Raw genomic sequence first — 12816 nt, forward strand, 5'->3', positions numbered from 1 at the left:
ACTATCATGCTATAATTTCTTCCATTTTTAATACAAAAGAGTGCTAGGGTCTAATCCCAGCACTCAAGGTGTAGTTAAATTGTTGGGCACAAGGATTTCTTTAATCTGTTCAACATGCCGTTGTTCATGCAATGGGACTGCCTCCACCCATTGATGTAAAGGGAGTAAACCAAAGGCAGGGTGCACTACTGATTTTTCCTTTAATACTGCTGAATCTTCTAGACTATTAATAGTTTCTAATAACTGTTTTCTGGCGTTAGTTAATATCTCTACTATTTCCTGAACCTCAAAAGGTCCTCCACCAGGTTCTACAACTTTGGGGGCCGAAAATTTCTTTGAACGATTTAGCATGTAGCTGATATCCTTTGGATCTGTCTTCGTATCTTTTTCTTCTTTTAAGCCCCACTTCACCGCCTTCACGGTTGCTAATTCTACTAAAGCTAAATGATGGCATATCTGGCCAATACTCCAATGATCTTCACTGTCCTTTGCATTAAGTTCTCCATTATTTAATCCCTCGACCAGATTGAACAGCTCTTCACGTGTTTCCTGAAAGTTATACGTAATAATACTTCCCATCATAATCCCCCTCTATGGTATCAAAATAACAACCTTTCCTTGAGAAAGCCCTTCTTCAAAATACATGAAAAAATCAGGAACTTCTCGTAATGGATACCTTATATCAATAATTGATTCACTTTCCCCGCTTTGATTAACTCATTCAACAACTTTTACCTATTGCACTGAATGGATGAAACTTTTTCTACCCCGTTATACAAACCAATGGCCCAAAAAGCATTGTTTCGTATAACTGGCTAGTGGAACCTCCTACATGAACAAATATTCCATTAGTGGTGAGAATATGCTTATAAGTTGAAATATAGTGGGAGCCATCCACGGAAAAAATCAGGTCAATCATACAATTGTCCAGACTAGTTATCTTTTCTTTTTCATAGCCCCTCACATTCTCTTAGCCAAGCTAATCTAATAACATTTTTTGTATATAAAAATGGGCAATCAATTTACATAAATTTGATAGTCCATTTCAATTACTATTTTAAAGTTTGCTATTGGTAGAGTTACATTTGATAGGACTTAAAAGCCTATTAAACTGAATAACTATCTCTGACATAACTATTTACATACCACTTTCAAATGTATTCCTTACCAGTAAGCTAGTTTGTAAATGCATAAACACTGCTCGGGTTAACGTAAGAACTAGGGGAATTCACTATTACATACACTTTATTTTCAATAAATGTTTATTAATGATGGAATCTAGGATGGTAGGGTTCAATGATTTGTACTCTAAACTCACAATGCTTATTTTTAACTACTAATTTAACACCTGAATTGGTTTAGTATTTTAGCTGTCCCTAGATTAGTGGACGTCAATTAATAATATGCAAGTATAGTTCAACAATAAGTGGATTAGTAGGAAGTATGGGGGACGGTTCTTTTATTCAAAAAGGACCGTCCCATTTTTCTCCCAGCATTACCCCAAGCTATAATTGGGGCTTCCAGGATATAAGCAGCCTATTTATGAGTAAACCCAATCCAGCTCCCGCGTTATGGGATGATGATGTTTTTTGACCATTTTTTAGTACTAATCTAATTTTAGGTGTTTACTAGTAACTCTTTTATTCACCTTGTGGTAATAGCCTGTATTAAGCCTATTTATTAGTATATTTGTAGCCATTAATATAACCACCTCATATGATGTTATGGAATTTAAATACTAGAACTTTAAGAAAGGAAAGGTGTTTTATGTCAAGAAACATTAAAACAATCAGAGGTCAACAAGTCGACCCTAATCCGGTTGGTCCTGAATGTATAAGTGTAACCAAAATTTACGACTGGGTCACATTAACCAATCGCGAAAGAACAAATGTCACTATTCCACCAGAATGCCTAGAACAAATTGAAGCCTGCCGCGCAGAGGGGAATACCGTTACCGCTTCTTGTTCAGAAGTGTTAGATAGTAGGAGTTGTGATTTAGTTGGAGCGGTACCTACTGATATTGGAGTACCCGGAGCACAGATTGTGACTTTAGCATTTCAAGTTCAAGTTAGGGTAGAATTCTTATGTAATGGGGCTACTTTACCAGGATGTAGTTTTGTAACTCCTGTTAACTATGTAGAGGATGTCATTCTATGCTTCCCTGAGGGTACAGAAATCAACTGCTACATCTATCAAGTACAATGTAATGTGTTGTTGAATCAAATGTTAGGAAATGTTGTTGTACTCGATGTTGTTCTTTGCCCATCAGTTCGTGTAGAGGCAGACGTTGCATTAGAAGTTCAAGCTAGATTTTGTGGTTCTCGTGAAATTATTCCAATTGAAGAACAAGAAGTTGATTGTCCTTATCCATCATTTCCACCTCAGTGTCCAACATTCTTCCCAGCTCCAACAACTGTCGTTCAAGGTGCTGCCGAATATACCGGAACGGCTACCATTAGCTATATCGAAGGCGCAGATGCAGCAGGTGGCGTAGCAGCAAGACAGGTGTTTACAACAACTCCAACTGGAGAACTTAATTTCACGGCATTGATTGGGGATGAATGTAGACTTACCGAAAGCAATATCGTAGTTGAATTCCTTGATACACCAGGTCCAACACCAACAGGCACAATTGATGATGAACGAGATCAAAGCTTTACATTTAGAGCTACAGAATTTAATCAGCCAACACCTGTAGGAACTAACGGACTAACCATAACAGGAAACGGAATATTCTCACCTTCAAGGGGAGTGAGTGAAAACGCAACATTTACTCTTAGAATGACAGATTCAGACCCTGTTGGTGACAGTGTGACTTTAACGATTACAAGTGCAACAGCTATCGTTACAATTGCTCTAAATGAGGCTACGTATTTAGGGCTTGAAGTAGACGTTGAACCTTGTAACAGCTTTTAAATAGAAGATAGTGTCTCCATGATTAATTTATGTCATACCAGGAAAAGTGCTTTCTTCTTCCTGGTTTTTATTTGAAAGAAATAGATTGCGAGTCTATTGATGAATTAAAAGAATATTCATTGTAAATTGTATTATAATCCAAGACACTTGAAGGCGAAATGGATAAAAGGAGATGGTTAAAGATGAGTAATAGTAAGTTAACAAAAAAAGTAAGAAAAAAATTAGGAATGTCCAAAATTAAACCGCATAAAAGTCCAAGAGTAAAACCCGCTAAAGTCAATGTTCAATCTCCCATTAAAAAAGGTTGTTGCGGAAAAAGCAGCTAATATCTTTATAAGGCAAAACACTATTTTTTTAACAAATCAGGTTTACAATCAAATAATCTACCATTGTAGGAAGGAATCTCCTTTAGAGGCTTGTGGTATATTATCCGGAAGGGACGGTATAATTTGCACCGTGTGGCCTATGAGAAATATAGATCAGAGTGCGGTCTCCTTTTCCATGTCGAGGAACGAAATTAACAATGTATTCAATTCGATCAAGAAAAAGAATGAAATTGTTTTGGCTATTTACCATTCACATCCTACTGCACCTGCTATTCCCTCTAGAGGAGATATTCAATATAACAATTACCCCGAGTTAAGCCATGTAATTGTTTCCTTACAACATAAAGTTCCGGATATTAAAGCTTATCAGATGGTACAAAATCAGGTAAACTCTCTAATTATCAAACTGAAATAGCAATAAAATACTTTCCGGGGTATGTAGAAGATCATTTCTGTACCCCGGACTTAGATATATTAATCTGAACTACCTAACCTCTATTTAATAATAACGATATCTTATTATTTGCTGGTATCTCCAGGCCATGCTCAGCATAGAAAATGAAGGCTTCAACTTTAATATTTTTGTCTTCCTCAAGACTCTTTACAGTAAATTGGATATTTGGCAATTGAATATTATCGCCAGGGTCGGTATAAATTTCATGGACGGGGCAAACCCAAATTTCACCTTTTTCATCCGCTTCATGTTGCCAATTCTCGTTCATATAACGCCAACCTTTTGGTCCATCTGCTGTTTGAATTCCTTGTGTTTGTATGGTATTAGGTTGCAGAATTTGACTAATAATACCAACGCTCCCTGCAGGGGTCATTCGAAAACATATAATAGGGTTTTTTAAAGATTCTAATCCAGTATTTTTAATAGTTAAGTTTCCAAATATTTTAGGACTTTTACTATTTGATTGGTCTATCAATATATGATAGTCAAAGAATGCCTCAGCATTTAAGCGATTCTCTTGTCTAATAGCTATTTCACGCTGAGATGATGACTCATCAGCAGAGGTGTCAATTATATTATTTGATTGATCAATTTCTTTTTCTTCGTTTTCAGTTTCATAATCTATGTTTTCTATTTCGTCCTCTACTAGATTTGTTTGTTTATCTAACTCTCCTATATGGCGGTTGTCTGATTGTCTTAATCCTTTCAAATATACTTCAAACGGAAAAATAGATAATGGTGTTAAATGATAACTCTTCTGAAGCTTACTAATTAAGCCAATCGAGAGGATAAATGCTACATTTTCACCTATGTTTTCCCAAAAGGTTTCCTTCATAGCTTCTGGATACATAACATGTACCTTCACGGTTTGATAGTCTTTAGTATTATCTATCTTGTTTATATTAAACTTTATATTCAACTTCTGGCATTCTACCTTTATATTTTTAATCCATTCAGCGTCTACGTCCCCTTTATAATAGTAGATTTCCAATATAGGCTGATTTATATACTGTATTTGACTGGCGGTAACGGAAAGAGTGAGATCAGCCTGTTCAGGTTTGTTATATTCCGAATCAGCTAAGTGAACACCACAACTCATTAAGCTTTTTCCGATATATCGAAGCAGTTGATCCTCAAATTCTTCCCTGCGTAACGTATTTTGTAATGATTGATCTTTTATTAATAGAATGCTCTTATTATATAAACCAGGAAGTAAGTTAATCCTTCCATCCGTCCTATTCATTTCTATTTGATAGCCTAACTCAAGAAAACAATAATAAAAAACCGGAATTGCTTCTTCAGGTATGGAACATATTCTACTTTCTCCTAGATAAAGTTCCATTCTTTTCACCTCCAATGAATATGATAAATACTTTATCTTAAACATAATCATTTTATGATAAGGTATCTCCAAATGTTAATAAATCACGGGTCTTTTCTGGACACAGGCAGCCGTCACCGTTTAGCATATATAAGCATATTTTAAGAAGGATACTACATTCATAAAATATCTAAGGGCTTGGGCAAATGGCATGGCATATTTGTATTATTATCATATTAATAATATTAAAGGATGTGATTTAAATGTTAGGAAATATAAATGTTAGAATAATGGAGCTGATTAAGCTATGAAACATGATAATAATGGTAATCTCACTTCTGATCAAATGGAGCAAATGATTAGCAATTTAAAAGCTGAGGTAGAAAATTTTAAAAGAGAAACAGAAAGATATAAGAAGGAATATGACAAGATCAACGAAATCAGTAATAAGAATATTCAAATTGAGAAAAGACTTCGGAATAAATCAAATATCATATCAAAACTAGAAGAATCCAATGCAAGTCTAGTATTGGAAAATGAGTTACAACGAAGAAGATTGAAGAAGATTGAAAGAAATCAATCAAAAATACAACAATTATATGAAAAACTGGAAAGCAAACCTCATAAACGTCGTAATGAAAAGGCAGAAAAACCTAACCAAGAAATAGAAAGTCTAAAATCCCTTTTAATAGAAAAAGAGCAAGCTTTCCAACAGGAATTGGAGCAATTTCAGGAAAAGGAAAAGTTCTACAAACAGGAACTCCAACAGTTACATGAATCTGTTGACCGCTTTAAAGAGAAAGAGCAGCAGCTTACTCAAGAGATTTCCCGTCTTCAAGCAATCCCGAATGAGAAAGAGAAATCTTACGAACAAGAACTTCAACTGTTACGTGATAAGGCAAATCGCTTTAAGGAAAAGGAACACCTGCTTACTCAAGAAATTACCAATCTAAAATCAATCCTGAACGAGAAAGAGGGGTCTTATGAGCAAGAACTTCAACAATTACAAGATAAGGCTAATCGCTTTAAGGAAAAGGAAAACCGGCTTATCACAGAAATCACCAATCTAAAAGTAACCCTAAATGAGAAAGAGGGTTCTAATATACAAGAACTCCAACTATTACGAGATAAGGCTAACCAATTTAAGGAAAAGGAACACGGTCTTACTCAAGAAATTACCGACCTAAAAGCAGTCCTAAATGAGAAAGAGGAATCTTATAAGCAAGAACTCCAACTATTACGTGATGAGGCTAATCGATTTAAGAAAAAGGAAAATCTGCTTACCCAAGAAATTACCGATCTAAAAGCAGTCCTACATGAGAAGAAGGAATCTTATAAGCAAGAACTCCAACTATTACGAGATGAGGCTAATCGCTTTAGGAAAAAGGAAAATCTGCTTACTCAAGAAATTACCGACCTAAAAGCAGTCCTAAATGAGAAAGAGGAATCTTATAAGCAAGAACTCCAACTATTACGAGGTACCGCTGATCGTTTCAAGGAAAAGGAACATCATTTTAATCAAAAAATAAAAAAATTAATTAATGAAAAAGAGAATTATAAAAAGGAAGTGGAACAATTAAATCAAGAAAGGATTGAAAAGAGCGAATCGGTTAGGAAACAGGTAGGTGAATTAAAAGCTGTCATAGAGAACACACAACGTCAGCTAGAGGAGTATAAACAGGAAAAAATCAAGCTATCGAAAGAGGCTGAGCAACTTAATTTGAAGTTGAAAGAACATGAAAATATGAATAAACAATTAGAAGTATCGTTTAAAAATACCAATCCAAAAAACAATCCATCTAAAAAAGATGCTAATGAAGTTCCAAAATTTCAATTTCCTTACGATTTAATTAAACAAAAACAAAATAATATTAAGGTTCAAGAAAATATACAAAGTCATCATTTAAATAAAGAACATCCAAATCCAACTAATAAATGGCAAAAATTAACCTCAAATACTGAGGCATCCACTTTTAAAAACATTCATGCAAACAAACCTCCTTCTTTATTAATACCTCACTATCATACAAAAACCGGTGATATTCCAAATATAAACCATCCTTTTCCCGGTGGTACAACAGTTGACCCATTTAAAAATCTAAGGAGGTAAATTATCTCGTGAAGGTTTCCATCATTTTCCCCGTAAAAAATGAGGGGCAAAACCTTAAAAATACGTTGGATTCCCTGTTTGCCCAAAAAACTAACTATTCTCTTGAAGTCATTGTTATCAATGATGCCTCAGAAGATCAGTGCTGTGACTTTTTAGCAAATTACAATAAAAATAATGATATAACTCTCATTCAAACAGAAGGAATCGGTGCAGCGAATGCACGAAATTTAGGTGCCTCCAATGCTTTGGGAGACTACCTTATTTTTTGCGATGCACATCTTATATTCCAAGACTGGTGGCTTGATCATCTTTTGGAACCACTACTAGCTGGCAAAACTGATGCTGTTTCTCCTACTATCGGGGCATTTGATAATGACCAATTCTTTGGTTTTGGGCAAACCCTTAACCCAAACCTTAGTATTAAATGGAACACCATAAAAGATGAGGTCAGTGAAGTTGCCATCTTGCCTGGTGCTTGTTTGGCAGTTAGCAAGAAAGTGTTCGAGAAAGTTGGTGGATTTGAAAAGGGCTTTGAAACATGGGGGCATGAAGATGTAGAATTCTCCATTAAATTATGGTTATTTGGTTATCGATGTCATGTTGTACCAACTGTCAAGGTACTTCATTTATTCAGAAAGCAGCACCCCTATAAGGTTCAATACGATGACTTCTACCACAATATCCTTAAATTAGCCTATTCCCACTTTGATTTGAAAAGAATCCAAAAGTGTAAAAGGTTAATTATTAATTCTAAAGTTAGAGATATTGAAAGACGTGTGTTAGAAAATGGTGCATTAGAACAAAGAAGAGATTATTTCAAGAGACGAAAAAGATCAGATGACTGGTATTTTAAAAAGTTTGGGATTGATTTTTGATAATGGTGCTTCATGAAATAAGCTCAGGATTCAGGAGGAAATGGCATGAATATTTTATTTGTCTATTATCTCCCAAGCGGGGGAGTAGAAACGTTAAACCGGCAACGAGCAATTGCATTAAAAAACAGAGGAATTAATTGTGACTTTTTGTATTATCAAAAAAAGCGAGATTTAGTCAATCACCATGAAGGACGCATCTTTATAACAAATATTGACAGTGAAATTCAACATATAATCCGGGATGGAAATTATACTGCTATTGTTATAACATCTGATTTTCAGGGACTTTCAAGATTTAGAAACTTAGGCTACAATGGTGTATTAATTTATGAAATTCAGGGTCTAGGGAAAGAGGAAACCGCCAAAATCGAGCTACCAAAGATATCATCATTCATTTCTAAAAACGCAGATGCCATATTAGTCTCGAAAACACCACATATCCTCTCTATTCTTAAAACCATTCCAGACTTACCTCCACTATTTGTCATGAATAATTGTATAGACACAGAACATTTTGGTTATCGATATGAAAAGTCAGGCAAAAACCCTATAATAGCTTGGATCGGCAGGATTGAAGAAAATAAAAATTGGCATGAATTTTTGCAAATTGGACATAAGCTAATTCATGAATACAATCCTAATATTCAATTATATCTCTTTGAGGACCCAACTTTGTCTTTGCCTCAAGAAAGAGAAAAATTCTATAAGGTTTTAAAAACACTTAACTTAGAAAATAACATCAATCTTCTCTCCAATATCCCCCATGAAGAAATGCCCAAGTTTTTTTCCATTGTTGGAGACTCAGGAGGTTTCTTATGTTCCACCTCAATTACGGAGGGCTTTGGCTATGCCATTGTTGAAGCCATGAGCTGTAAATGCCCAGTCTTGTCAACTAAATCAGATGGTGTTAGTAATTCCATTATTCATAACCTAACCGGTAAGTATTATAATCTTGGAAATATTTCAGAGGCATTTATAGAAGCAGAGGAATTAATGTCCAATAACAATTTAAGAAATCATATCCGTACAGAAGCAGTCCTTCATGTAAGGAAGGAATTTAGTATGGATACTTATGGTTCGGAATTTAGGAAGATGATGAGTGTTTTAACTAAACAATCGTAAGTAGCACGAAAAGTAGTTAAAAGCAGCGTTGATTTCTAATCTTCAATCAACGTTGCTTTTACTCTTTTGGCTGTTTTTATAAAAGAATGATTTTAATTACATAATTGATAGAAAGTGTGCTGTAACTACTGCCAAATACCCCTTTCATAACGAATGGAGTGCTAGGATACAGCTTCGGCAGAATACTCCGCTTTCCGCGGGAGGCTGAGGCCGTGCCCACGGAAAGGTAGATACTGGGAGGTATTTTCGAGCAGATATCGCCCCTGGCTGGAAGTGAAAACGGGGTGTATTTCCGTAACGGGTATGTTGCTCAACCATAAATGTCTTGTTACCGATAGTTCCGATCAACCGAGAAAATAATAGCAAATCGGACAATCTCTTACAATCCTATTAGATACTTAAAATTTTCAGCTAATGCCCTAAATTCCTCTATCTGTAAAAGCGTTTCGGATTCTTTTTCTGCAAGTGCTAGATTAATGGGACTGCCTTCAGCAAGATTCTTCTTTTCTTCTCCTGTCCATAGTTTTTTCGCTATAGACTCCTGCATATAAGAATAAAGTTCTTTAAAGTTTTGAAATTTACTTGGGTATTTTTCTTCTAATGTTAGAAAGGAGTTTAGTAGATTGTTTAACGGATATAATTCAATTCCTACAAAATTTAAAGCAAATATTCTCATTTCAATTTCTTGATATTTATTAAACATTCTTACAAAGTTTCTTACCGCATCGATAGAATTCGATGTTGCCACAGGATGTTCTTGGTGAAAGCTAATTAAATCTTTATGATTTAGGAACGAATACCCTTTTTTATAGAATCGGTACCCCATTTCATTATCATCCCATCCATAGCCCGGGAACTCTTCAAATAACCCGACTTCCTGAAAACCTGTAGCTCTGACCGAAACGTTCCCAGTACAAAAGAGAATCCACGGAAAGTGAAATCCTTTTAGGTCATTCCCGTAGTATTTAAATAAATTATCTCGATAGATTTGGACAAATGGCTTTTCAAATGAATAATGGGTATAGGATTGATCTAACACATTTTCTTTCGTTAAAAACGTGAAAGTTTTGTTACCTTTTATAATCTCTTGAAGGTTATAACGGTTATGTTGATTGTTTCGGAGTATCTGTACGAGAAGTTTCATTTGAACCTGATTAAAACCAGGATGAAACTTTGTATAGACTCCATGTAGTACTAAACTGCCGCTAACAACTAATCGGTCATTCTGCAGATGAGCACGATAATGGTGGTCAATAAAGTCCGGTTTGACCAAGATTTCAGCATCCAGAAATATTATTACTTCCCCGGTAGCTACCTTAAGTCCTAAATTCCTCATATTTGGCCGGCCTATATTTACATTTGACCGTATATAGGTTAACGAAAAGGAAAAAGGATGTTCCTTAACCATATTGAATGTGTTATCCCCTGAACCATCATCACAAATAATAACCTCGAAATTGTTTTTATGAAAAGTCTGACTCTCTAGGGAATAAAGGGTTAATAGTATTTCCTCATATTTATTGTAGGTTGGCATAATAATGGTAACTTTTGGAGAAAAGATATTGCCTTTTTTGTATGTTCCTCCATTTAAAAAATTTTTGCCCCATACTACCTTTCCGTCATATCCTTGACTATCCTCTTCTAAATGAAGAATCTGATTATGAGTTAGACCTTCATTCCATAATTTAATGGACCGGACTTTACCACGAAAGGTTTCCCCTTTTTCATTACCTCCTATCATTCCAGAAGGATACACATTCTGAAATGGACTTGGATTACCTTCTGCTATAAGCCTACCATTAATATATAATAATGGTTTTTTATTTGTGTACACGAGGACCAAATCAACCCAAGTTGAGACATCAACATGAGCTACTAATATAGTATGATATTCTATTCCGTCGTACTCGATAATCCTAATTTCATGGCCATTCATGACTATCCCAGCGCCAGAGGAGCCTTCTTCAACAAATTCTGGTGCAATTAGAAAGGAGAACGTATCCTTTTCTATTGTAGGCTCCGGCAAAATGATGCATTGGTAGGAAAAGTTGTTCTTACATTCTTTGCCGATTCGGTAAAATGAAATGTACTCCTCCCCTTTAAAAGTAAAAGGATGATTAAACATCAGCCTCTCTCCTCAACTTTGAAATTAATAAATCTAGTTCTTTGCTATATTTATCTCTTACATGATAGAATTCTTTCATCTGTTCTTTGTAATGAATTTTTGTTCCCATATTCCTGTGAACTCTATAATTGGTCAATGTCGAATGTAGGTAATGAATGGGAAAATGGCATGAAGTCCTAATCCAATAATCATAATCTTGTACAAACTTAAGTGTTATATCAAAATCTCCTACGCTTTCCCAAACTTTTCTGGACATCATCACGGTACACCCATTGATTGGACAAAAGCTTTTCATCGTTTCCACAATTTCTAGTGGATTAGCAAACACTTTTCCTACATTATAATTGGTAATTAGACCATTTTCGTTAATGTGATTAAAATTGGTAAAACATATTTCAAGTTGATTTTCAAGCATGTACTCGAGTTGTACTTCAATTTTTCGATCATCAAAAAGATCATCTGAACTAAGCCAGGCAACAAAATCACCATTTGCATGTTTTAAGCCTTGGTTTAAAGCTGATGCAACCCCTTGGTTTGATTGTTCTATATAAGTTATTTTTGAAAGATAAGGATCTAATAGATTTTTATATTCTTCTGTAGACCCATCATTTACTAGAATAATTTCTATCTGCTTATAGGTTTGTCGTAGAACGCTGTTTATTGCTTGGCTGATAAAGGCACAGTTATAAAAGGGAATCATGACGGTAACCAGAGGACTATTATTTTTCAATTCCAAAACTCCTTTCACAAACTATTCATCTTATATCCGTATATCTCAAAATCCTTTTTATAAATACTGTTAACTAAAGATAGGGTTTCCTCATTATAGAAGCTCTCATAAGTTGGAATCTGTTTATATTTGTCGAATGTGTCGATGACGACTGCAAAGTTTGCAAAGTTCCCTTGTAGTTTCATCTTCTCAGAATAGTGATGGGAGGATTTGGACAATTGAGAGATATCCAAAGTTTTCAAATCATATTTTCTTTCTATTTGTTTGATTTGAGTTGACAATTGTTCTAGATAAATATAATTCTGAACAAAATTCTCTTCACCATCTAGATATTGGGGATTGAAGTGATCATCAATTACTCCTGGGTAATCTCTGACATAAATCAAAAATTGTTTGAATGAAATTCCTTTACTGCTGGCCTTATCACCATAGAAAAACTCCCGAATTTGCTCCCATTCCCTTTCCCAGTTAGGTACGCCTTTTGTTGTGGGAAGGATTAGAAATTGGCTGACAGCCCTTTTATAGGGATCACGAACAAGTTTGTAGGAATCCTTTTGACCAGAGAGAATATGTTCAGTAAGCTCTTTTGAATAGGGATCCTTCTTATAAACCTGAGATTCATAGTAATGTATCCATGGGTTAAATTTCATTGCTTCTTCCAGTAATCCTAACTGTTCAAAAAACCATTTTAATAAAGTCGTACATCCACTTTTCTGACTCCAATAGAGAATAATCGGAAAGTCTTTATGGTAATTAGGCAACCTGGTTTTTATTATATTCTTTAGTAATACTTCTTTGTTCAATTACCCCAGCTCCTATTTACTAATTATTTTTAAT

General features: G+C 34.9%; 11 protein-coding genes. 6 read left to right on the forward strand and 5 right to left on the reverse strand.

From position 1 onward, the window contains the following. Positions 1 to 63: 63 nt before the first annotated feature. Positions 64 to 579, reverse strand: coding sequence for a DinB family protein (locus tag TY11_RS15840; protein ID WP_042148380.1), 516 nt, complete (start codon positions 577 to 579; stop codon positions 64 to 66). A gap of 1188 nt (positions 580 to 1767) precedes the next feature. On the opposite strand from TY11_RS15840, the gene TY11_RS15845 reads away from it, so the two are divergent. The 3 genes from TY11_RS15845 to TY11_RS15850 all read left to right on the forward strand — a co-directional run bounded on the left by TY11_RS15845 (position 1768) and on the right by TY11_RS15850 (position 3657). Then, a complete protein-coding gene (locus TY11_RS15845) occupies positions 1768 to 2916 on the forward strand; it encodes a BMQ_0737 family morphogenetic spore coat protein (RefSeq protein WP_042148383.1) in 1149 nt (382 codons plus the stop codon). A 182-nt stretch (positions 2917 to 3098) separates the two neighbouring features. Then, positions 3099 to 3242 (forward strand): hypothetical protein, encoded by a 144-nt coding sequence (locus TY11_RS20685; RefSeq protein WP_197025106.1) that lies wholly within the window; start codon positions 3099 to 3101, stop codon positions 3240 to 3242. After that, positions 3196 to 3657, forward strand: a complete 462-nt coding sequence (locus tag TY11_RS15850) for a M67 family metallopeptidase (protein WP_052345862.1) — start codon at positions 3196 to 3198, stop codon at positions 3655 to 3657. The genes TY11_RS20685 and TY11_RS15850 overlap by 47 nt, the downstream gene beginning before the upstream one ends. Positions 3658 to 3730: 73 nt before the next feature. Here TY11_RS15850 and TY11_RS15855 read toward each other — a convergent pair whose 3' ends face one another. Then, entirely contained in the window at positions 3731 to 5038 is a 1308-nt protein-coding gene (locus TY11_RS15855) for a hypothetical protein (RefSeq protein ID WP_042148386.1), read from the reverse strand. A gap of 286 nt (positions 5039 to 5324) precedes the next feature. Between TY11_RS15855 and TY11_RS15860 the strand changes: the two genes are divergently transcribed. The 3 genes from TY11_RS15860 to TY11_RS15870 are packed head-to-tail and all read left to right on the forward strand — an operon-like array spanning position 5325 to position 9124. Beyond that, on the forward strand, positions 5325 to 7127 hold the full coding sequence (locus tag TY11_RS15860; RefSeq protein ID WP_042148389.1) for a hypothetical protein: 1803 nt from the start codon (positions 5325 to 5327) through the stop codon (positions 7125 to 7127). 8 nt (positions 7128 to 7135) lie between these two features. Beyond that, positions 7136 to 8002 (forward strand): glycosyltransferase family 2 protein, encoded by an 867-nt coding sequence (locus tag TY11_RS15865; RefSeq protein WP_042148390.1) that lies wholly within the window; start codon positions 7136 to 7138, stop codon positions 8000 to 8002. 45 nt (positions 8003 to 8047) lie between these two features. Then, complete coding sequence (locus TY11_RS15870; protein ID WP_042148393.1) at positions 8048 to 9124, forward strand: glycosyltransferase family 4 protein; 1077 nt, start codon at positions 8048 to 8050, stop codon at positions 9122 to 9124. 379 nt (positions 9125 to 9503) lie between these two features. Here TY11_RS15870 and TY11_RS15875 read toward each other — a convergent pair whose 3' ends face one another. The 3 genes from TY11_RS15875 to TY11_RS15885 are packed head-to-tail and all read right to left on the reverse strand — an operon-like array spanning position 9504 to position 12782. Further along, positions 9504 to 11249, reverse strand: coding sequence for a glycosyltransferase (locus tag TY11_RS15875; protein WP_042148397.1), 1746 nt, complete (start codon positions 11247 to 11249; stop codon positions 9504 to 9506). Continuing rightward, positions 11242 to 11979 (reverse strand): glycosyltransferase family 2 protein, encoded by a 738-nt coding sequence (locus TY11_RS15880; RefSeq protein ID WP_231495856.1) that lies wholly within the window; start codon positions 11977 to 11979, stop codon positions 11242 to 11244. The genes TY11_RS15875 and TY11_RS15880 overlap by 8 nt, the downstream gene beginning before the upstream one ends. Before the next feature lie 14 nt (positions 11980 to 11993). Beyond that, the gene (locus tag TY11_RS15885) at positions 11994 to 12782 is read right to left on the reverse strand and encodes a sulfotransferase family 2 domain-containing protein (RefSeq protein WP_042148400.1); all 789 of its coding nucleotides are present in this window, start codon (positions 12780 to 12782) and stop codon (positions 11994 to 11996) included. Between the last annotated feature and the right edge of the window lie 34 nt (positions 12783 to 12816).

The sequence above is a fragment of the Paucisalibacillus algeriensis genome (genome assembly GCF_000577245.1).
In the GTDB taxonomy this organism is placed as follows: domain Bacteria; phylum Bacillota; class Bacilli; order Bacillales; family Amphibacillaceae; genus Ornithinibacillus.

Excerpts from the sequence above, each read along its gene's own strand:
- TY11_RS15840 (WP_042148380.1), bottom strand. The coding sequence starts at position 579 with ATGGGAAGTATTATTACGTATAACTTTCAGGAAACACGTGAAGAGCTG.
- TY11_RS15845 (WP_042148383.1), top strand. The coding sequence starts at position 1,768 with ATGTCAAGAAACATTAAAACAATCAGAGGTCAACAAGTCGACCCTAAT.
- TY11_RS20685 (WP_197025106.1), top strand. The coding sequence starts at position 3,099 with ATGAGTAATAGTAAGTTAACAAAAAAAGTAAGAAAAAAATTAGGAATG.
- TY11_RS15850 (WP_052345862.1), top strand. The coding sequence starts at position 3,196 with ATGTTCAATCTCCCATTAAAAAAGGTTGTTGCGGAAAAAGCAGCTAAT.
- TY11_RS15855 (WP_042148386.1), bottom strand. The coding sequence starts at position 5,038 with ATGGAACTTTATCTAGGAGAAAGTAGAATATGTTCCATACCTGAAGAA.
- TY11_RS15860 (WP_042148389.1), top strand. The coding sequence starts at position 5,325 with ATGAAACATGATAATAATGGTAATCTCACTTCTGATCAAATGGAGCAA.
- TY11_RS15870 (WP_042148393.1), top strand. The coding sequence starts at position 8,048 with ATGAATATTTTATTTGTCTATTATCTCCCAAGCGGGGGAGTAGAAACG.
- TY11_RS15875 (WP_042148397.1), bottom strand. The coding sequence starts at position 11,249 with ATGTTTAATCATCCTTTTACTTTTAAAGGGGAGGAGTACATTTCATTT.